General features: G+C 44.0%; 22 protein-coding genes. 3 read left to right on the top strand and 19 right to left on the bottom strand.

Features of this window, described 5'->3' with window-relative positions; all coding sequences use genetic code 11:
- Window positions 1-2: 2 nt before the first annotated feature.
- The 5 genes from L4C44_RS08715 to L4C44_RS08735 all read right to left on the bottom strand — a co-directional run bounded on the left by L4C44_RS08715 (window position 3) and on the right by L4C44_RS08735 (window position 4,220).
- Window positions 3-797 carry an outer membrane lipoprotein-sorting protein gene (locus L4C44_RS08715; protein ID WP_057622713.1) on the bottom strand — a complete coding sequence of 265 codons (795 nt, stop codon included), beginning with the start codon at window positions 795-797 and terminating at the stop codon, window positions 3-5.
- Entirely contained in the window at window positions 790-2,079 is a 1,290-nt protein-coding gene (locus L4C44_RS08720; RefSeq protein ID WP_428804886.1) for an ABC transporter permease, read from the bottom strand. Before L4C44_RS08720 ends, L4C44_RS08715 begins: the two co-directional genes overlap by 8 nt.
- Window positions 2,067-2,765, bottom strand: coding sequence for an ABC transporter ATP-binding protein (locus L4C44_RS08725; RefSeq protein WP_428804887.1), 699 nt, complete (start codon window positions 2,763-2,765; stop codon window positions 2,067-2,069). The genes L4C44_RS08720 and L4C44_RS08725 overlap by 13 nt, the downstream gene beginning before the upstream one ends.
- Window positions 2,766-2,831: 66 nt before the next feature.
- Window positions 2,832-3,512, bottom strand: coding sequence for a hypothetical protein (locus L4C44_RS08730; RefSeq protein ID WP_017061254.1), 681 nt, complete (start codon window positions 3,510-3,512; stop codon window positions 2,832-2,834).
- A 270-nt stretch (window positions 3,513-3,782) separates the two neighbouring features.
- Window positions 3,783-4,220 (bottom strand): carboxymuconolactone decarboxylase family protein, encoded by a 438-nt coding sequence (locus L4C44_RS08735; RefSeq protein ID WP_048660563.1) that lies wholly within the window; start codon window positions 4,218-4,220, stop codon window positions 3,783-3,785.
- Between the two features lie 127 nt (window positions 4,221-4,347).
- On the opposite strand from L4C44_RS08735, the gene L4C44_RS08740 reads away from it, so the two are divergent.
- Complete coding sequence (locus tag L4C44_RS08740; RefSeq protein ID WP_239718598.1) at window positions 4,348-5,277, top strand: LysR family transcriptional regulator; 930 nt, start codon at window positions 4,348-4,350, stop codon at window positions 5,275-5,277.
- A 92-nt stretch (window positions 5,278-5,369) separates the two neighbouring features.
- On the opposite strand, the gene sodC is transcribed toward L4C44_RS08740, so the two are convergent.
- From sodC to L4C44_RS08780, 8 genes are all read right to left on the bottom strand, one after another.
- Complete coding sequence (gene sodC / locus L4C44_RS08745; RefSeq protein ID WP_123311851.1) at window positions 5,370-5,882, bottom strand: superoxide dismutase family protein; 513 nt, start codon at window positions 5,880-5,882, stop codon at window positions 5,370-5,372.
- Between the two features lie 37 nt (window positions 5,883-5,919).
- Window positions 5,920-6,384 carry an ankyrin repeat domain-containing protein gene (locus L4C44_RS08750; RefSeq protein ID WP_123311849.1) on the bottom strand — a complete coding sequence of 155 codons (465 nt, stop codon included), beginning with the start codon at window positions 6,382-6,384 and terminating at the stop codon, window positions 5,920-5,922.
- A 113-nt stretch (window positions 6,385-6,497) separates the two neighbouring features.
- Window positions 6,498-8,018, bottom strand: coding sequence for a catalase KatE1 (gene katE1 / locus L4C44_RS08755; RefSeq protein ID WP_428804888.1), 1,521 nt, complete (start codon window positions 8,016-8,018; stop codon window positions 6,498-6,500).
- Window positions 8,019-8,416: 398 nt separating this feature from the next.
- Window positions 8,417-9,862: a sugar porter family MFS transporter gene (locus tag L4C44_RS08760; protein WP_285953406.1), complete on the bottom strand. Its 1,446-nt coding sequence runs from the start codon at window positions 9,860-9,862 to the stop codon at window positions 8,417-8,419.
- Between the two features lie 42 nt (window positions 9,863-9,904).
- The gene (locus tag L4C44_RS08765) at window positions 9,905-10,561 is read right to left on the bottom strand and encodes a nucleoside/nucleotide kinase family protein (RefSeq protein WP_123287160.1); all 657 of its coding nucleotides are present in this window, start codon (window positions 10,559-10,561) and stop codon (window positions 9,905-9,907) included.
- Entirely contained in the window at window positions 10,540-11,394 is an 855-nt protein-coding gene (locus L4C44_RS08770) for a PfkB family carbohydrate kinase (RefSeq protein WP_061040086.1), read from the bottom strand. The genes L4C44_RS08765 and L4C44_RS08770 overlap by 22 nt, the downstream gene beginning before the upstream one ends.
- A gap of 18 nt (window positions 11,395-11,412) precedes the next feature.
- Entirely contained in the window at window positions 11,413-12,465 is a 1,053-nt protein-coding gene (gene fba, locus L4C44_RS08775; protein ID WP_123287164.1) for a class II fructose-bisphosphate aldolase, read from the bottom strand.
- A 225-nt stretch (window positions 12,466-12,690) separates the two neighbouring features.
- Window positions 12,691-14,214: a glycoside hydrolase family 32 protein gene (locus L4C44_RS08780; protein WP_048660550.1), complete on the bottom strand. Its 1,524-nt coding sequence runs from the start codon at window positions 14,212-14,214 to the stop codon at window positions 12,691-12,693.
- A 223-nt stretch (window positions 14,215-14,437) separates the two neighbouring features.
- Here L4C44_RS08780 and L4C44_RS08785 point away from each other — a divergent pair, with 223 nt between their 5' ends.
- Window positions 14,438-15,667: an ROK family transcriptional regulator gene (locus L4C44_RS08785; RefSeq protein WP_428804889.1), complete on the top strand. Its 1,230-nt coding sequence runs from the start codon at window positions 14,438-14,440 to the stop codon at window positions 15,665-15,667.
- 85 nt (window positions 15,668-15,752) lie between these two features.
- On the opposite strand, the gene L4C44_RS08790 is transcribed toward L4C44_RS08785, so the two are convergent.
- Both L4C44_RS08790 and L4C44_RS08795 read right to left on the bottom strand, forming a co-directional pair.
- Window positions 15,753-16,628 (bottom strand): NAD(P)-dependent oxidoreductase, encoded by an 876-nt coding sequence (locus tag L4C44_RS08790; RefSeq protein WP_428804890.1) that lies wholly within the window; start codon window positions 16,626-16,628, stop codon window positions 15,753-15,755.
- Between the two features lie 12 nt (window positions 16,629-16,640).
- Window positions 16,641-17,543 (bottom strand): LysR family transcriptional regulator, encoded by a 903-nt coding sequence (locus L4C44_RS08795; RefSeq protein ID WP_428804891.1) that lies wholly within the window; start codon window positions 17,541-17,543, stop codon window positions 16,641-16,643.
- Window positions 17,544-17,628: 85 nt separating this feature from the next.
- Between L4C44_RS08795 and L4C44_RS08800 the strand changes: the two genes are divergently transcribed.
- A complete protein-coding gene (locus L4C44_RS08800) occupies window positions 17,629-17,859 on the top strand; it encodes a DUF2798 domain-containing protein (protein WP_146492653.1) in 231 nt (76 codons plus the stop codon).
- Between the two features lie 171 nt (window positions 17,860-18,030).
- On the opposite strand, the gene L4C44_RS08805 is transcribed toward L4C44_RS08800, so the two are convergent.
- The 4 genes from L4C44_RS08805 to phhA all read right to left on the bottom strand — a co-directional run bounded on the left by L4C44_RS08805 (window position 18,031) and on the right by phhA (window position 20,459).
- Complete coding sequence (locus L4C44_RS08805; RefSeq protein WP_017057670.1) at window positions 18,031-18,747, bottom strand: YebC/PmpR family DNA-binding transcriptional regulator; 717 nt, start codon at window positions 18,745-18,747, stop codon at window positions 18,031-18,033.
- Window positions 18,748-18,843: 96 nt separating this feature from the next.
- Complete coding sequence (locus tag L4C44_RS08810; RefSeq protein ID WP_008216860.1) at window positions 18,844-19,053, bottom strand: DUF3283 family protein; 210 nt, start codon at window positions 19,051-19,053, stop codon at window positions 18,844-18,846.
- A gap of 283 nt (window positions 19,054-19,336) precedes the next feature.
- Window positions 19,337-19,675: a 4a-hydroxytetrahydrobiopterin dehydratase gene (locus L4C44_RS08815; RefSeq protein ID WP_019819924.1), complete on the bottom strand. Its 339-nt coding sequence runs from the start codon at window positions 19,673-19,675 to the stop codon at window positions 19,337-19,339.
- Window positions 19,665-20,459, bottom strand: a complete 795-nt coding sequence (gene phhA / locus L4C44_RS08820; RefSeq protein WP_428804892.1) for a phenylalanine 4-monooxygenase — start codon at window positions 20,457-20,459, stop codon at window positions 19,665-19,667. Before phhA ends, L4C44_RS08815 begins: the two co-directional genes overlap by 11 nt.
- Between the last annotated feature and the right edge of the window lie 159 nt (window positions 20,460-20,618).

Genomic DNA, 20,618 nt, shown 5'->3' on the forward strand with positions numbered 1-20,618 from the left:
CCCTAAAGCCCAGATACACTATTACGCGATAAGTAAGCTGGGTTGTAGTATTTGTCTGCCAAGGCTTGTTCGCTTACTTCGCGGTACTCAATCACGGTCTTCTTACTTGGTTGAATCTTATCAAGTAAGGTCATTGACACTACACTCGGCAAGCCATCACGCACGCCTTCAGTAAACCACGCTTGCTTGGCTAGTTTTCCTGAACGCAAATACAAATCCGCTTTAACTGGAAATGCGCGCTCTGTCGTTAACCACAGATCGATGGATTGATAACTCGCGCCCTTAGTTTTTGCGGTGAGTTTTAAGTGATGGGTATCAAGCAGATCACCACTTGACACCTCAACCTGTTGTTCGACAACCCACTCACCTTGGTAATCTTCGCTCCAAGTGAGCGTTGAGATATCACCAACCGAAGCTTCACCAAGCAATTTTTGCATCGGGGTAATACGAATTGGACGACGAGATTTCGGCATCAATAACCAATAGTTGTCTTCTATCATCAGCATCTTTTGACCCGCCTCGACAGCCGACTTGAACACCACTAACGACTCTCGATTGGGTCTTGTGTAGACGTTGTACTCACGTGTTTTATCGAGTTGTTCGTCTTGATATAACGCCACCAGAGAAACCACTTTCGACGCCTGTTCGCTGTTCAAACGGTAGCTGTCTGCCTTGGCAATCATCTCGGTAACTTGCTGTGAATCGACTGCCCAGCTTGGTGTCGATACTAGAACCAAAGCTAAAACAGAGCCCAACGCGAAAGCCAATGTATTGAATGAACGAGTTAATTTACACATAAACCAGCGCCTCCGTGATTGGCTTATTTACGCCTTTGCGAGCAGAGAAATAAGCAGCCAGCAAACAGATCGCCAGCACACCCAAAGTGGCGTAACCAACCAATTCCAATGAGAAGTAAATATTGAGTGGGTAACCTTCGGTTCTTCCCGGAGGTGGTGGCATTTGCACATCAACCACCAGCAATAACACCGACACTAAACCGCTCACTAGTGCGCCTATCGCACTGCCAATTACCGCCAGTAATCCCGCCTCTTTTAAGAAGCCTGCAACGATTTCAGAAGGATAACTACCAAGAGCCGACAAGGTGCCAATTTCACGAGTGCGCTCCGTCACCGACATGGTCATGGTGTTAAACAGCGACACGAACACCACTAATGCCATCACTGCACCCATGATGCCGAAGATCCGGTCGTAAAGATCTTTAACCTTGGTGTAGAAAAACGCGCGATCTTGCCATGGGGTAATCTCTATTTCAGAACCTTGTTGAGCATCTTGCTTGTCCAAAGCCATTCGAATACGTTGTTGAACCGTCGATGTCTTGTTGGTTTCAAAAAGGAATACCGACAAGGTACTAACTTTGTCTGAAGCTAAAAGCTCTTGAGCTGTCGTGATGTGTACGTACAACTGACGCTTATCCAACTCAGGCACGCCAGTCGAGTAAATGCCCTGCACCTTAAAATCAAAGGCATTCAATGCGCCATCACTGGTCGTCGCAAGCAATGTGACCCAATCACCAACGGCCACTTTGAGGTTACGAGCAAGGTCGGTTCCGAGCATCACTTGTGGCTCTTGGCTGTCGTATCTTGGTGATTTCACATCCGAGAGGGTTTGACCGCTGCGCACATCAAGGAACGGTCCTTTCATGTCGAACTCGCGCTCATTAACGCCCGTTCCCATGAAGATGGTCGACTTACTGCCGTTAGAAACCAAACCGCTGAAGTAGACTCTTGGCTGAACACCACGCACGTCGCTGTCGCCAATAATGCTCTTGGTTAGCGCTTGAACGTTATCCAGACCATTGCTCAGCGGCATGTCTTCATCTTGCTCAAAATAACCCGGCGTGCTCAAGGTAAGGTGGCCAGTATCGCGCGCGGTCGATTCTCTCAAGGATTCGTAGGTGTAAAGCCCATAGCCTCCTGCCGACGTCAACGCAAATACGGCAATGGCGATGATCAATACAGAAAGCAGACTGCGGCGACCATTTCTTAATAGATTAAGCCACGCCAAACGCACCGAAGTTGGAAGTAAAAACGTGCTCATTCTTTGTGTTAACTTGCCCATGAGATCGCCTCCGTTGCTGTGATTTGTGGTGCCAGTTGGCCGTCGATAAGTTCAATCACTCGGTCGCAGCGCTGCGCCATTCTTGGGTCGTGCGTTGCGACAATAAAGGTAGTGCCCATTTCGTGGCCAAGCTCTTTCATAATGTCGATCACAAGGTTTGCGGTATGACTGTCTAAGCTCGCGGTCGGCTCATCGGCAATCACTAAGCTTGGGTTGTGGATCAGTGCTCTGGCTATCGCGACACGTTGTTGCTGACCGCCTGAAAGGTTGTCTGGGCGGTGATGAACGTAATCTCCTAGCCCAACACGCTCTAACATCTCTTGCGCTCTGGTCTGCTGTTCTTGTTTCGAACATTGGTTCAACATCAATGGATAAGCGACGTTTTCAAGCGCAGTCATTACAGGAACCAGATTGAAGCGCTGAAATACAAAACCCAGTGACCCGCGACGAAAACGCGCAGCGGCAATTTGCTCAGTCGGATACGCTTTACCATCAATGTTTATCTCGCCTTGATAGTCCATATCCAACAAACCAAGAATGTTCAACAGCGTGCTTTTCCCTGACCCAGAAGGGCCACACAACGCCACCATTTCACCGCGTTTGATTTGGCCATCGACTCCCTTGAGAGCGTCTACACTTTGACCGCCAGTGAGATACGATTTGCCGATACCTTTAAATTCAATCATTCCTTTGTCCTCTGATTACTCGCCAACTATTTAGCTTCAATGCCCTTTATTTCGCTTTCGCAACTATTACTTGGCTTTCGCTATTAGGGCCTTCGCAGTCATAGTTTCGATATTGCCAGCATCGGCGGTTTCCATTTGTTCTAGCCACACCTGTGCTTGCTCGAAGTCTTCAGCACGAATCGAAGCGGTAATTGCATAGCGATAAATCCATGAAGTTGCAGAGAAGTGCTGTTGCTGAAAGTCCTCTTCAGTGAGTAACGAAAGGAACAGGTCATAACCGCGATCAAAGTGATTAAACATGTCTGGTAGAGAGGTGTAAGTCACCGCAGCCATAGCGCGAGTTAGGTACGAATCTGGTAGCCCTTGAACACGAGGTTGCTCATGAATCGGTTGGTCTTCGTCTTTAAGCAGAACCAGTGATTTATCGATGGTCGATAAACCCTTTTCCACATACTTCATCTTATTCCAAGGTAAGAACGCATCACGCCCCATTAAGGTTTCTGTGCTTCCTAAGTAGACCAAGGTCAGTGGCGTCGCACCGTCTTGTTGCAGCGTGTCATTCAGGCGCTCGTAAGCCACCTCAACCAAATCTTCATTGCCTTGCGCCGCTTGGTTGTAAATATCAAGCACGTCTGAACTCGGGTTCGCTAAAGCTAACGACGGAGCAAACGAAACAAGCGCAATCAGTAATGAACGCTTAAACAAAGAAGTGGTAGAGCCTGAATTTAATGAGTGTGAAGTAGTCATGATTTCTAATCCCTTTCAAATGTTGACGTTGAAAGGTTAACCACAAACTGTAACGCCGTTTTATCAATGCGACGAATGGTAATAATAAGGAGTGAATGGCTTGGAGAGGGTGTGAGTGGGAAACAAAAAGCACGAGTGGTGACGTTTTCAGCCCTAGTACCAATCAAAAATCACGAAGAATCGTCCTAATTAATTTAGAAGGTTACAAACTCAAAAGAGCCTGTAACCTTTTTAAGTGACAACTATCTGGATTTGTTCTGATTTTAATTTTTATTCGTGAGTCATCTTTGTAGCAAGTGCAAAGCGATTCCAAGCATTAATCATGATTACTTGCATCATAGATTGTGCGAGTAACTCTTCTCCTAATAAGCTTAGACATTGCTGATAAGTTGTATCCGAAACACCCGAATTTGAAATCAGCGTCATTTCGTCCGTTAGACTCAAAATTGCTCGCTCCGTTTCATTAAACAGTGGTGACTCCTGCCATGCTGACAGAGCAAACAGTTTCTGCTGTGAGATATCGATCTTCAATGCTTCAGTTGTGTGCATTTGAATACAGTAAGCACATTTATTAATGATTGACGCTCTGATTTTGATCATTTCTTTTAGTTCGCTAGATAATTCAACATCAGATAAATAGCCCTCGATAGACAGCATTGCACTTAAAGCATCAGGTTGAACTTGTGCGAGATCGATACGTTTTAACATTTTGGCACCCTAATTTGATTGATGGATGTCGCTATCAATGCGACAGGGCTATTGTGCACAACTCGAAATATAAGCGGAATACACATATTATGTGAATTAGTTATGCATCAAACGCAAAGGTGAACGTGTGTTAGAGTTGATAAAAATATTTGACCAAGTCGTGGAGTCTGGAAGTTTTTCTCAGGCAGGCCGAGCTCTCAATATGGCTCCATCTTCGGTCGCAAGAAATATAGACAACCTGGAAAGTAAGATTAAATCTTCGCTTTTTAAACGCAGTACACGACAGCTATTGCTGACTGAAGAAGGCCAGTATTTTTACCAACAGTCGGCCAAGATCTTACAAGATAGCAATAGACTGTTAGAAGAAATGCAAGGTAATCAAGGCACTCCAGAAGGGGTAGTACGAATTTCAGTTTTTGAAAGCTTTGGCAATTTGTGTCTTACTCCACTAATTCCAGAGTTCCTTGAACGATACCCTAAGATACAAGTTGAGTTAGAGCTGGATAACAACGTAGTCGATTTAAATAGTGAAAATATTGATGTCGCTATCCGTATTGGTACACCACAAGACAGTCGACTCAAGGCTCGTCATCTACTGACAAATAACGCGTCATTGGTCGCAGCCCCGTCGTATATTGAAAAGTATGGAACTATCGATAAACCCGAAGAGTTGCAAGATCACAACTGTTTGTTGATAAGTCATGAACGGCAAAAAAACTATTGGTACTTTAAGAAAAATGCAGTTAACAAAAAAGTGTTAGTGACAGGCAATTTGATATCAAAAGGCGGCTCACCTCTTTTACATGCTGCGCTAAGCGGAGTTGGCGTTCTTTTACTATCTGACTGGATGCTACAACCGTACTTGGAAAATGGACAGTTAACGGAGTTACTCCCTCACTGGACATCAATGCACAGTGAGCAAGGGAGTGGTGAAATATTCGCAATATATAAAAACACTCAATACCCAAGACCTCATATCCGTTTGTTTATTGATTTTTTAATTGAAAAGCTAGAGCCTTTGAAGAGCGTCCATCCAAACAGAAGTCTAAGTGATTAATAATAGTTCTGCGTTAGAGATAAGTGTCACCTCTGAATACAAAAAGCGCTCCAAAGTAAATTGGAGCGTTTTAACGACTTTTAAAAAGGGGATTACTTAATCACGCCACATACAATGCGTGCACCACCACCGCCAAGCTTAGCTGGATGGTCAGAGTGGTTGTCACCGCCTGCGTGGATCATCAAGGCTCTGCCTTTTACGTCATCCAATGTAACTCTTGGCGCCATCACTGGCTGGTCGGCTACTCCATTAGCATTAACGTAAAGCGGTGGTAAATCGCCAAGGTGATTATCATCCGTCCAAGGGAAACCATGTTTACCCGTTTCCTCTGGATCATAATGTCCTCCTGCAGCTCCACCGAGTATGGTTTTGCCATCTTTTGTGATGCTATCGCATGAACCATTCGCGTGCACATGAAATCCATGCGTACCAGCTGGCAAGCCTTTCAATTCTGGTGTAAAGACAGCTCCGTAATCACTTGAGCTTATCATCACTGTTCCGGCTGACTGACCAGAGCCAAGATCGATCATTTCAACACTCACCGCTTCAGCGAAAACAGAAGAAGAAATAAGGGTGAGTGCAGCAAGCCATGTTGTTTTGTTCATATCATTACGTCCTTTTATTGTTATTAGTACTCTTCATTCAGTACTTAAGGGATTTTAGTACATTAGATTGACCATAGATTTCAGCAAATTCTTTCAGATTAAGCCCTGCTTTATTACGCAGTTCTGAGGCACACTCCGCTTGGTACAAATCTTTCGCTATACCAATTTCACGTTTTATAAGTGCTCCCATCAAAGCTGTGTTACCGCGCTTATCTTGCAAACACGCATTCGCCCCAGAATCGAGTAGCAAGCGGACGGTTTCTCTATTTCCTTGATAAGCCGCAACCATGAGTGCTGTGTAACTTTGGTTATTACGTTGATCAATAGGGAAACCTTGCGAAACAAATGCATCGACCACTTCATTATTGCCGATACGTGCGGCATCAAAGAACAGCCCAACCAGAGATTGGTACTCCTCTTCCAGTTGGTTATCTGCAGCCAATAAGCTGAACGATAAACTCAAAGCAAAAACAATGGAACTAAGCAAAAATACGATTTTCATTTATTCCCCCTCACTAACATAATTAGAGAATGGCCTACAGGAGTCCTGATTTTCGGGCAGAAAAGAGCAGATAAATCTCCCGTAGGCCAAAACTTTACGCCTTACAGTACTGCCTAGTCGTTCACTTGGGAGCGTTTTTTGACTTGTGAGATACTGGTGTCAGTTGCTTTAGCCAAACGCGTTCCATACTCTTTATCTGCACGATAGAAGTAGCTCACCATGATTTCCTTGACTTCTTTATCCATAACCTTATTTAGGTCACCTGCTAAGTTTGTAATCAAGTCACTTTTATCTTGTTCACTCATGCTGCGGTACTGCACACCCGCTTGATAGAAGTTTCGTGGATTACTGATCGCTTTTTGTTGAACGGTACCAACAAGTTTGGTTTCTACGGCTTTGAATTGAGCATCTTCTGCCAACTCTAGCTTTCGGCTTGGCTCATAGTTAACAGCACCATGGCTTAGTGATGCATTATTACTCAAACCATTTTGGTTATGGCTGCTCACTGGCGCTAACGGTCGGTTAACGGGTAGTTGGAACTGGTTAGCGCCCAAGCGATAAAGCTGTGTATCGGCGTAAGCAAACAAGCGACCTTGCAGCAAACGGTCTTCCGATGGCTCGATGCCAGGAATTAGATTCGAAGGCGCAAATGCCGCCTGTTCGGTGTCTAAAAAGAAATTTTCTGGTAGACGATTCAGCGTCATAGTGCCGACTTTTTGATCTGGCACATTCAGCCATACTTTGGTTGCATCGAGTCCGTTATAGTCAAGTTTGCTCAATGCTTCAGGAGACAATACCTTCACGTAAAGATCCCATTGAGGGTAATTACCTCGGCCAATTTCAGCATAAAGGTCATTGGTAAGATGGTTGAACTCTTTACCTTGCATCTCAGTGACTTGATCAGGGCGAAGGCTTTTAACACCTTGCTGACTCTTCCATTGGAACTTCACATAGTTCACGTCGCCTTGCTTATTGATCCACTTATAGGCATGAACCCCAAAGCCATCCATTGTGCGATAACTCGCTGGCGTACCTAAATTACTGTACACCCAAGTCAACATGTTGGTCGCACCCGGCTCACTGCTAAAGAAGTCGAAGAATCGGTTTGGATCCTGAACGTTGGTGACTGGAGACGGTTTTAGAGAGTGCACCATATCCGGAAACTTAATCGAATCACGAATAAAGAACACAGGCAGATTATTCCCTACCAGATCCCAGTTACCCTGTTCAGTATAAAATTTGGTGGCAAAACCACGTGGGTCACGAAGTGTTTCTGGTGATCCTTTTGAGTGAATAACGGTCGAAAAACGAACGAAAACAGGAGTCACCTTACCTTTATTAGTAAAAGGGTCGGAAACCGTTAAATCACTAAAATTACCAGAAGCGACGAATTCACCATGTGCGCCCGTACCACGAGCATGAACAACACGCTCAGGGATACGTTCTCTGGCAAAACGCTGCAATTTTTGGATCAGATGGACGTCTTGCAGTAATACACTGCCATTCTCACCTGCTGTTATGGAGTTTTGGTTATCACCTACTGGTGCACCGTTGTCTCTGGTCAGGGTTTGAGCCTGTAGAGATGTGCTGGCTAAGCCAACTGTAATTAATAAAAAGCTTTTTGACATCTGCATGGTTGCTCTCCAATGCGTGCTAACCATCAAACCAGTCGAGTGGTTAATGGATATTCAAAAGCTCTTTTCTGCCCACAAAGAATATAACTTCAATGTTTACATTTGTTTAATGGGAAATAACGATAGATTCAATAGATGAAAACGATGGAACGATTAAGTTGGTTCGAATAGAGAAAAATAACAGCCCAAATACTCGCGATTTCTAATCCCTTTCAAAGATTGACGTTGAAAGGTTAGCCACAAACTGTCACGCCGTTTTATCAATACGACGAATAGTAATAATGAGGAGTGAATGGTTGAGTTGGGGCAGGAGTGGGGAATGTATGTGGTGAGTTTTTTGAAAATAAAGAGCCCCCTATATGGTGGAGGCTCTACTCATGACAGTATTAATTAAATCGTTATACTTGCTTTGGTTGAAGTTCTTTACCTTCGACCTCTTTTATATCAAATCGTTGCTTTAACTCTTTCTCGATACTTTCTAAACTACGATTTGCTGTCTCAGGAAGGATTTTTACCGCAAACCAAACTTGGCCAAGCAGGATAATCGCGAACATGATGAACAGTGCCGATGTTCCAAATGATTCTCTAAAAGCTGGTGTAAATGAGTTCAAGATAACACCTTGAATCCAGATTGCTGCCGTTGTTATAGAGACTGCACGGCCACGAACTGAAGTTGGCAGAATCTCAGCTGAGATAGTGAATTTTAGAGGGCCTAAGCCCAATGCAGTGAAAGCAACAAAGAACGCCATTAAGCCAACTATCAACATAGGTGGTGTATCAGGCCTGTCGAAGAATATTGCCAAACCAATCAGGCAAGTAAAACAACCAAGTGCAGAGGTTATTAGCATTTTTCTGCGACCCACTTTATCGATGAATACCATTGATAAAGAGGTAAATATAACGCTTACTAAGCATATCCAACCAAAACCTCCCAGTGCAGAACCTTGGTTGCCCATTATCTCTTCTAGCATTACAGGGCCGTAGTACATCACAACAGTTACGCCAGACCACTCTGACCATATTGCTAGTAATACACCCGTCATCAAGCCGAAACGCATCACTGGATTTTTGACTAATTGTTTATATGATCCTGCTTTCTCTGAGCGAATTACCTGACGACATTCAATAATCGCTTCTTCTGCTTCACCCTTGGTTAAAAACTTTCTCAGAATGTTAGCCGCTTCTTTTTCTCTAGCTTTAGATATCAACCAACGAGGAGATTCCGGAAAAAATGCTACCAAACCAAGGAAAATAACTGCAGGCAAAAATTCAACAGAGAACATGCCACGCCAGTTTTCAATAATAAAGAAATGGTCAAGGTAATGACCCGTAACAACGGCAGCCTGGCTGTAGTTAACAATCAATGTGTTGGTGATCACTGAGCAAGTTAAACCGATCACAATGGCAACTTGAAACAGATTACTGAGTTTTCCTCTATGCCTTGCTGGAGCTACTTCTGCAATGTACATAGGGCAAACCACGGTCGCGATACCGATGCCAAAGCCACCAATGATACGTGCCCAGATCAGTAAGTTGAATGAGTCTGCGTACATACAGCCAAGCACCGATACGATAGCTAGTAAAGCACCTAGCATCAGAGGTTTTTTACGCCCAGCATAGTCAGCAATAGGACCTGCGATTATGCTACCAAATAAGCAACCCACAAGCGCTGATGATACATACCAGCCTTGTTGTAAGGTCGATAATTCGAACTGTTGTGTGATTTGCGTGATCGTGCCGCCAATAACAATGGTGTCCATTCCAAATAGGAACCCACCAATCGTTGCCGCAGCGCAAATGAATGTTAAAAAGAACATCTTCTTATTGTTTTCGCTAAGAATCATTTGATCTCTCCATGAGAATTGTAGGGTACATGGGACGCTGTTCTAGTGCGTCTGGATTACGTAGTCTGCGTTTGATTCGTATTGTTTTATTTTTAACGCATTAACTAGATCCACGCGCTCGGTTTTATCGAGCGCCTCTTTTTTCGACTTTCCACCAGCTAGGTGTCTTGATATTAATCGCTCTCTGAGTACTTCTTCACTTGCTGTGAGAAAGATCTTCAAGTCAATTAAATCGCTGACTGGTCGCCAGTCTTCGTCGGTTGAGTAGATGTAATTGCCCTCGAGTAAAATAATTTGAGTGTCTGGCTCAATTAAAAAACCTTTTGCAATGGGATCGTGTAACTCACGACAGTATTTCGGCCAAAAGAATGCGTCAGTGTTTGGCGTCACCGCTTTGGAAAGCAAATGTGCTAATGAGGTTACATCAAATGTTTCGATGCTACCTTTGACTGACGTCAGTCCTTTCTCTTTCAGTACCGAATTGGGGTAGTGAAAGCCGTCCATTGGACACAGTTGGGCTTTAAATCCTAACAGTGACAGTCCAGACAGTAGGGATTCAGACAATGTTGATTTACCCGTCGCTGGAGCACCAGAGATACCGATGACAAGAATTTGTTTCCCAGACTCTTGGTAGGTGTTGGCGACCAGTTGAGGAACGCTTGCAATGTCATCAACCGTTAACGAATGTGTTTTAGCCATGATCTGGTTCCTAATTCGGTACATGATAATGCCGCTATGTGACTGGCTTTCTTCAGAGAGTCACGGAAATCTTGACTCTCCAAGTAGTAATGGCAAAAAGCCCCATGGAAAATATCTCCAGCACCTAGCGTATCGATAGCATCCACTTTAGGTGCTGGGATTAACCCGCTACCGGACTCATCACTATAAAAAACACCTTTGTCGCCCAGCGTCATTGCCCACTTTTTGATCCCGTGTTGGTCGCAAAGTGCCTGCATTTTATCTTTGTCACCATTGGTGAATTCCTCTGAAACAATAGGAATAGTACAGAGAGATAAAAACTGTTCGCTGTGCGATTTCCAAGTACCAGCGTCTAACACAATATCCCCAGTAAACTCAGCCAAAGCTTGTACGTTTGCGCTAACAAACGGATGCTCATATTGATCAAGTAATACGAGCTTTGCATTATCTAGCCATTTCGGGTCTAAACTCATCACCTTTTCGCAATCGGGCTGACTAGCGTTGACGATGAGCCTAGATGCCGTTTGCTTTGCAGAGATAATGTTCGATAGTGGTAGCTGGTATTCATCGTCTAAACTTAAATCCACAACCGAAATTTCGTGTTCATTAAGCTCTGCTGTCACTATCGATTTATAGAGGTGCTCTTTACCTAAACATGTCCAAAGGTGTACATCAGAGCCTAATGCGTTGCATGCAATGGCAGCATTGAGTGCAGACCCACCACCACCAATAAAATCAGCAATTGCATTCACCTTTTGATCAGGATCAGGCATCACTTCAACAAAGCTCATCAAATCAATCGTGCTTCTGCCTATAAATACACAATTTCCCATACGTAGAACTCCTTTGAATTACAGCTCACCGCTAGCGTAGCGTGCAGCCATATCATCCATAGAAATTGGTGTAATCTTGTCACCGTGACCAGCACAACCAAATCGTTCAAATCGGTTTAAACAAAGCTTCGTTAATTCGTCCATTCCAGCTAACAGGAACTTACGTGGGTCAAACTCTTGCGGATTTTTCATCGCGAGTTCACGAAAGCGACCAGACATCGCCATACGACAATCAGTATCGATATTTACCTTACGAACACCATGTTTGATACCGCGCTCAATTTCTTCGATTGGCACACCATATGTTTGAGGCATTTCACCGCCATTCTCATTGATCATATCTTGAAGGTATTGAGGAACCGATGAGGCACCATGCATAACTAGGTGAGTCGTTGGGAGCTTCGAGTGAATTTCTTCGATAACGTTCATCGCTAAGATATCGCCATCCGGTTTGCGAGTGAACTTGTAAGCACCATGGCTTGTACCACAAGCGATAGCTAGTGCGTCAACCTTTGTTCTTTTCACAAAATCAACGGCTTGATCTGGGTCTGTTAGCAATTGGCTCTTTTCAAGGATACCAACAGCACCAACGCCATCTTCAGCTTCCGCTTCACCAGTTTCTAAAGAGCCAATACAACCCAACTCACCTTCAACTGAAGCACCTACCCAGTGCGCAGATTGAGCGATACGAGAAGTAATATCTACGTTGTAATCGTAGCTGCTTGGTGTTGAAGCATCACGCTCCAATGAGCCATCCATCATTACCGATGTAAAACCGTGGCGAATTGCTGACAAGCATGTTTCTTCGCTATTGCCATGATCTTGGTGAAGAACGATTGGTGTTTTCGGGAACATTTCAGCGAGAGCGCAAACCATCTTATAAAGCATCACGTCACCAGCGTAGCTTTTACGAGCATTGATGCTCGCCTGCAGAATGACACCTGAATTACATTTTGCTGCAGCGCGAACAATAGCAAGCCCTTGCTCCATGTTGCTGATGTTGAATGCTGGAACTGCGTAACCATTTTCTGCTGCGTGATCCAGTAATTGTCTTAGTGTAACGATAGCCATTTTCTTCTCCAAAGTGATTTAATTGTTTCTTGCAATTAAATTTACTTAATTTAATTGCAAGAAACAATTAAATAGAATTTAGAATGTGAAAAGGATCGTGTTTTTGTTTTGAGGATCGTTATTTGAGTTGGATAAAAAGGACTTTTTTTTAGGGGATACTTTTTGAGGTACAAAAAAGCCCAGCAATAAGCTGGGCTAAAAAGAAGAAGGAGAAAGCTGAATCAGTTACTCAGCAACACTTTTCATACCGAATGTTTTTAGTGTCTCAATTCTTGCATTACCGTTCTTAGCGTATACATAAAGACCTGCACTGTCTTCATCAGAGAAGATGTTATTGGTCATCACAGTACGGCCGCCATCGGTAAAGATTTCAACAGAAATACTGTCCATAAAGATACGGATGTTTGCTCGATCTTTACTCGCACACTCTAGTGGACATGTTCTACGTAAGGCTGAACGACTGCCCGATTGAGTGCGATCAAAAGCCAGTTCGCCTTTCTTTAGATCCAACTCAATCAGTGTTTTCTGCTCACCTTTACTGCGAATTTCAAATACAACGCTGTCACAATCGCTTGCAGCTAGGTCAATGTCCGCAATGATTTCACAGTGAACATTATCACCAGCTTCAAATGCGAATTTTTCACCATCGTTTAACTGGAGCTCTGTATGTCTTTTTGGAGAATGGCGCAATTTTTCAACTTCTTGCACAGGCGTGAACTTCAGTTTCCCATCGTGACATAAAGAGACTTCTCGGGCCAAAGTGATACTACCGTACCAACCCAGTTCACTGGTATCGTAAGTGCCATCACACCATGGCATGAATGGCCATGAACCAATCCATGCTTGGATTAGGGTACGCCCATTTTCATCATCGAATACTTGTGGTGCGTAGTAGTCAAAGCCCCAATCTAATGAGCCCATTGTTGACCAATGGAACTTACCGGTTCGGTAATCAAGGTCACCAACAAGGTAAACTACTTGGCGTTGCTGCATACCCATAGGTGAATACATAAGGACATGTTTGTCACCCAATTTGAAGATATTTGGGCACTCAAGCATTGTCCCGAGTTCGCCCATACTCTCTACACAATAACCTACGAATTCCCAATCGGTTAAATTGTCTGATTTGTGAAGGCAGACTTTACCGAATCCATTGGTCTCGTAGTTTGATGGGTTAATTAGATCGCTCACGCCATCTGTTACACCGGTCACCATGTACCATGAACCTTCATGCTTCCAAACCTTTGGATCGCGGAAGTCATGTAGGTTAATTCCCTCTGGTGGATCAGATAAGATTGGGTTCCCGTCATATTTGTCAAAGTTTACGCCATCAGTCGACGTTGCCATACATTGAACTTGGCGAGCTTGTGCACATCCCGTATAGAAAAGAGTCATCACACCATCGTTATTCACAGCACTACCCGTGAAGATACCTCCGCCATCCCAGCCGTCATATTCTTCGCTTGGTGCTAAAGCTTCTGGCAGTGTTTCCCAGTGAATGAGATCTTCGCTGACTGCATGTCCCCAGTGCATGGTTCCCCACTTGCCAGTGAAAGGATGGTGTTGATAGAAAAGGTGATATTTACCCTGATATTGAATCAGTCCATGCGGGTCATTAATCCAGCCTACCGGTGCTTGGTAATGGTAATGCTCACGCCAATGGTGCTGCTTAACCGTATCTTTATGCTCAGCGATGTATTCTTCAACTTGATCAATAATTGCCTGATGCTTCTTCTTATCGAATACCACAAGGACCTCCAATGTTATCGAAATATATTTAATTGCAACCTGCAATCAAATATATTTCATTTAATTGCAGCTAACAAATATAGTATGATGAACTTGAGATTGCGCTCACATAAGTAAAGTAGACTCAATTTCTAACTATATGATTTTATTGAAACTTAACTTTTTCTATATATTGTGTAGATCCATTGGAACGTTATTGCAGATCAAATTGGTCAGGAGAACTATGAATAAGCCTATGAGAAGCGGACTGGGCGTTTCGTTAGATGATGTACAAAATCATAATAAGCGCGTCATTCTTAATGCACTTCACAATAGTGGTAGTTGCTCCAGAAAAGAGATCAGCCAATTGGTTGGACTTGACCAAGCGACGGTAACTAGAGCGATAAAACCTCTAATAGAACAAGGACTTATTGTTGAAACTGGTGTGCGAAAAGCGGCACGTGGTCGAAGCTCTATCTATTTGGGGTTCAATACCCAACATCTGCGAATTGTGTCCGTTCGAATACAGCGTACTAACTTCTCAATTGATACCTACGATCTCAATGGTGTTTCGCTAACCAGCATAGTCAAACTAATTAATACAGATAATAGCCCAGAAGAGCTGATCGAGTATTTGACCAAGCAAGTGAGCGATGTTCTGAATGATCAGAAAGGTGATATTTTAGGGATCTCTGTTGCGATGCCCGGCCCATTCTTAGAGCAAGACAATAAAATTATACTGATGACCGACGCAAAAAATTGGCAAGATGTTGATTTTATTTCCCACATGCGAGAGCAATTTCCAGACTATCCAATTTATGCAGGCCATGATGCAAAATTGGCTGCACTCGCGGTTTGGCGCCAGCTACAAAGCACTTATGAAGCAAGCGTTTTACTGTATGTCTCTCTTGGGCAAGGTGTAGGTTCGGGCTTAGTGATTGAAGGGCAGGTTTATCACGGTAGTTTAGGGACGGCTGGAGAAATTGGTCACACATCGATCAATTTTCAAGGGCCGCAATGTAAGTGTGGCAATCTAGGTTGCCTTGAGCTGTATAGTTCAACAACGGCCTTGATTGAACGTTACAAGGAAGAGGCCTCATTAGTATCCGCGGACTTTGAAATGGTAGTAAATGCATTTCATGACAGAGAATCTGCTGCGATAAACGCGGTTGATTACTTAGCTAAGTGCTTAGCACATGGATTAGTGAACAATATTAACCAATTAAACCCTGATTTAGTGGTAATTGGTGATGAACTGACGCAATTAGGGGCTGATTTCTTAAATCGTGTAAAGGAATACACATTTCATTTATTGCTTCCGGATCTGGCAAGCAATATCGAACTGGTTCTTGATAAAAGTGATGAAGATTTGGTTCATAAAGGTAACTATCACAACGTGATGTCAAATGAGCTACTTCTACCTTTAGCACATCTAGGGATTAAAGCCACCAACACACCTGAAAGTTCTAAATAAAGTTAGCTAACACAAACAAAAAAATAGCCGCTAATCAGCGGCTATTTTTAGTTATCTAAACGAAGCTTCAATTACTTCTGTCTTGCTACTTCTTCGTCTCTTCAACTACAGCTTTCATCAATACTGATGTATCCATGCGGCCTTGTCCTTCGGCAGACAATGTCTTGTATGCGTTGTTGGTTTTTTCCGTCAACGGAAGTTGGATGCCTTGGCGTTCTGCTTCATCTAAGCAGAAACCTAAGTCTTTGATCATCCAATCAATGGCGAAACCGAAATCAAATTTATCTTGCGCCATTGTGGTAGCGCGGTTTTCCATCTGCCATGAGCCAGCGGCGCCGTTTTTAAGGCAATCAACCAGAGTTGGGATATCCAAACCTGATTTTTCAGCAAGTACCAAACCTTCAGAAAGGCCATTCAATACGCCTGCGATACAGATCTGATTAACCATTTTTGCGCGTTGGCCTTGGCCGACTTTACCCATCAGAACTGACGACTTACCGTAAGCTTCGAACACAGGTTGAAGATCATTGAAAAGCGCTTGTTCGCCGCCACACATGATGGTTAGCACGCCATTTTCTGCGCCCGCTTGGCCACCAGATACTGGTGCATCCATAAAGCGAACACCTGCTTGCTTCGCAGCTACTTCAAGCTCTTCAGACAGGATTGCAGACGTTGTGGTGTGATCGACAAGAATCGCGTTTGGCTTCATCGCAGCCAGTGCGCCTGCTTCGCTGGTTGTCATGCTGCGCACGTCGTCATCGTTACCCACACAAACCAATACCACGTCGGCTTCCGCTACACATTCAGCCACAGATTCTGCCGCTTTACCTTGGTGTTTATCAGCCCAGTCTAGCGCTTTGCTGTGAGTACGGTTAAATACCGTTACTTCGAAACCGGCTTTGACTAGGTGACCTGCCATTGGGAAACCCATAACGCCTAGCCCGATAAAACTTACTTTCATTTCTTTCTCCTTTTATTTGACCAAGTCATCGCTATGAAAAGATCGAACACTCTCAATCAATGCATCAATAAGCAGGGTCAAAGCCTTTGGCTGATATTTTCTTTCTTTGTACACTAAATACGCTTGGCGATCACCCCGATGATACTCAGGGAGCACTTGAACTAGATTCATCTCTGGGGATACATGACGAAAAGGCAATGAGGCAAGCCCTAAGCCTTTTTGCGCCGCGGCCGCCACTGCATGAATATCGTTAACAATAAACTTGGGCTTTATCGTGATCATCTGCTCTAAGCGGTCAGATTTGTAGAGCGGCATATCAAACACATCATCGACGTTAATCCAGTCTTGAAGCTCTAAGTCGTCCGGCTTTTCAATTATTTCACGTGAATCTAAATATTCTCGACTCGCGAAAAACCCATGTTTAGCTTTAAAAAGTGGCCGAGCAATCATGCCTTCCATGTCCGAGATCTTAAACGTAATCAGTAAATCACGATCGGTCTGTGGAATAAGCTGCTGCTGGCTCAGGGTTAGGTCGAGTTGAACGTTCGGGTATTGAGTGAGGAATTGCTCTACCGTCGTCCGAAGAAAGCCACTGTAGAAGTTATGAGGCACTGCGAGCTTTATCTTGCCTTGGATAGCGTCACGCTCTTCAAGCAAGCTATTAAAGCCGTGATGGATCGACTCCATGCCGCTGCTCAGTGCAGAAAATGCCGACTCGCCGTCTTTAGTGGCCACCAGCTCACGACCTTTCTTTTCTAAAAGTCGGATATTGAGGCGATCTTCCAATGCTGTTAGCCGACGCGACATGGTCGACACAGGGAGTTGCAGCCGTTTCGAAGCCGATAGCAACGAGCCCTCTTCAACCACTGCACAGAACAAGAACAGATCATCAATGTTTCCAAATATGGAATTCATACTTCTACATGTGCCTATTTTTCTCATTAATGGATAGATATAACCTTATCCCATCAACAACAGAAAATCACGGGAGAAACACAGTATGAACAACAAACAATTTTGGGTAACCGCGATTTTATCCTCACTCACCATGGCGACGATCATGTCTGGATTAATTTCTGGCTACAAAATGGGGTTTAGCCACGAATGGCCGCCAATCTGGCTACAAAGCTTCTTCCTTGCTTGGCCGTGTGCCATCGTGCTCAACCTCACCGTGCTTCCTTTGATTAGAAAACTATCAGCATGGATTTGTCGCCCGGGAACGCTTTGCTAATTTATAGATCATGGAACGATGATCAAGGGAAGAAGGGGGTAATGCGACTGACAATACTATCTTTAGAAACATACACACCATTTTGCAATACACTCCTCTAACCTTTTAGCTAGACCCATAAAAAAACCGAGCACTAGGCTCGGTTTTTTATAACTGTTGTTACTGTAAAGATTACAGCTCAGCGTTGTGGTAAACCTGCTGAACATCATCACAGTCGTCAAGCATGTCTAAGAACTTCTGGAACTTCTCAGAATCTTCTTCAGCAACAGGTGTAGTCGTTTGAGGAACGAAAGTGATTTCCTCAACGTCTAGCGTTAGCTCTGGGAACGCAGTGTTTAGTGCAGTCTTCGTTTTGAAGAACTCAGTCGTTGGAGCGAATACAGTGATAACACCGTCTTCTAGCTCAACGTCTGTCACGTCTACGTCTTCCATCATAAGCGTTTCTAGGATGATCTCGTCATCTTCGCCTTTGAACTGGAATACAGCTTGGTGAGCGAACATGTGAGAAACAGTACCTTCAACACCGATTTTCGCGCCAGTCTTAACGAAACATTGACGAACGTCTTGGAAAGTACGGTTGCCGTTATCAGTTAGACAGTCAACGATCACACTTGTGCCACCTGGGCCAAAACCTTCGTAACGAGCAGGTTGGAAGTCTTCACCGCCGCCGCCATTCGCTTTATCGATCGCTTTGTCGATAACGTGAGCTGGTACTTGGTCTTTCTTCGCTTTAGCAATCAGGTGCTTAAGAGGTAGGTTCATGTCTGGGTCAGAGCTGCCGTTCTTAGCCAGTACGTAAATCTCTTTACCGTATTTAGAATAAACTTTAATTTTTGCGCCTGCAGTTTTCGCCATTGAGGCCTTGCGCACTTCAAAACTTCTTCCCATCGGGATCTTCTCTCTGATTCAATTAACGGTGCAAATTCTAGCAAATTACTGTGTCATTTCAATTCTACAGCATTGCTGGGCAAGGTTTGTCTGCGTTTATGCGACACCCATTACCCGTTTGTATTTTTCTACAGACTGTTCAAACCACACCTTTTCATCTGGGTCACCTAGCTTCATTGCTTCTTCAACAATGGCTTCAGGGCCACATTTCGCTTGCTTCAGTTTCCATACAAGAAACGATGCTTGCTTATCCAGTTCGATTTTATTTTTCTCACTGGGTGGAAGGAGTGAAAGGTTGATAGACATTGCTAGCCTTCGTCTGTAATACACTTGGCCGAGAAATATATCATAGAGCAGGCTCATAAAACCAATACTATGAGTAACAGAAAGGGTTTATGAGACAAGAAACCAAGCAAGTCACTGATGCAGGTCAAGCTAGTTTGAGAGAACTTATGTCCCTTGATGTGAAAGTATCACTTATTCAACTCATACTATGAGCCGTTTAAGCCATTATTCGACTCACCGAATGAGCCGAATAATAAGGTAATTGCATCGCAAGGGCTGTAGAAAGCTTCTCAGCCCAAAAAGACTATTCACTCACCGCTAACACATCGCAGCGTGAGGCGCAGATGAAATCATTTTTGTGGAGGCCTTTGATTGAGTGGCTCCACCAAGTGACAGTGACTTTGCCCCACTCCAATAAGATCGAAGGATGATGGAACTCTTCTTCTGCCAACTCTGACACTTTGTTGCTGAATGCCCATGCTTGCTTGTAGTTCTTAAACTTAAACACCTTCTCAAGCTGTGGGATGCCGTCTCTTTCCATGATCTGCCAATCAGACAACTCCAATAGTAAAGATTGTTGTTCATCTTTACTTAGGGCAATCGCGTCGATACTGCAGGCTTCGCATTTTTGTTCATTCAACATGTGTGGGTTCCTTGGGTTCAAAAAGTGGTGGTAGTAACCCCGCATCAATCGCGAGATCAGCTTGCTGTAATAGGTTTTCCTGACTGATTTCAAATAGCTCAGCTAGCTCATCGATCACATAATATTTCGGCTGCATGATGTCGATGCGATAAGGCGTTCTTAAAACCGTTTGTAGATCGAACCGCTCGCGAACGGCCAAATCCCCTCCCAACGCATACATGGTTTCCGCCGGAGACGAAAGAATGCCACCGCCATAGATTTTCAATTGTTGGCCTTCTTTTACTAAACCGAACTCGACCGTAAACCAATACAAACGGGCAAGATAAGTGCGCTGTTTGGATGTCGCCGCTTGGCCTAGTTTTCCATAATGCTCAGTGAATGCTGCGAAATCAGCATTAGTGAGCATGGCACAGTGGCCGAAAATTTCATGAAAGAAATCAGGCTCTTGTAAGTAATCGAACTCGTCTCGCGTTCTCAAAAATGTCGCAACCGGGAATCGCTTATTCGCTAGCAAATCGAAGAAACGGTCGAAATCGATTAACGCTGGAACAGGCTGTACCTGCCAACCTGTTGTTTCCATTAGCACTTTGTTTATCTCTGGAAGCTGGGGAACTCTGTCTAATGGCAGATCCAGCAGGGTCAAACCGTGCAAATAGGCATCACAAGCGCGGTCACTAATGACGTCCAGTTGCCTTTTCACCAAGTCGTGCCAAATGGCATCTTCTTCGAGGCTCCACTCAACCCATCCCTCTTGGCTCACGGGCTTAGAATGATATTGAGTCATTACACACCTCCTTTCGAATGTCTCACTTTAAGCCTATCTCCACTCCTTATATCCGCCAATTTGAGCGATTTTTCGAAACAGGCGGACGTGTAACATTTTATTTACACCATTCCACCAAACGCTTATTTTGCTGAACTTTTGACTTTGTAAAACCTAAAT

Origin of the sequence: Vibrio satsumensis (assembly GCF_050337435.1) — a bacterium.
In the GTDB taxonomy this organism is placed as follows: domain Bacteria; phylum Pseudomonadota; class Gammaproteobacteria; order Enterobacterales; family Vibrionaceae; genus Vibrio; species Vibrio satsumensis.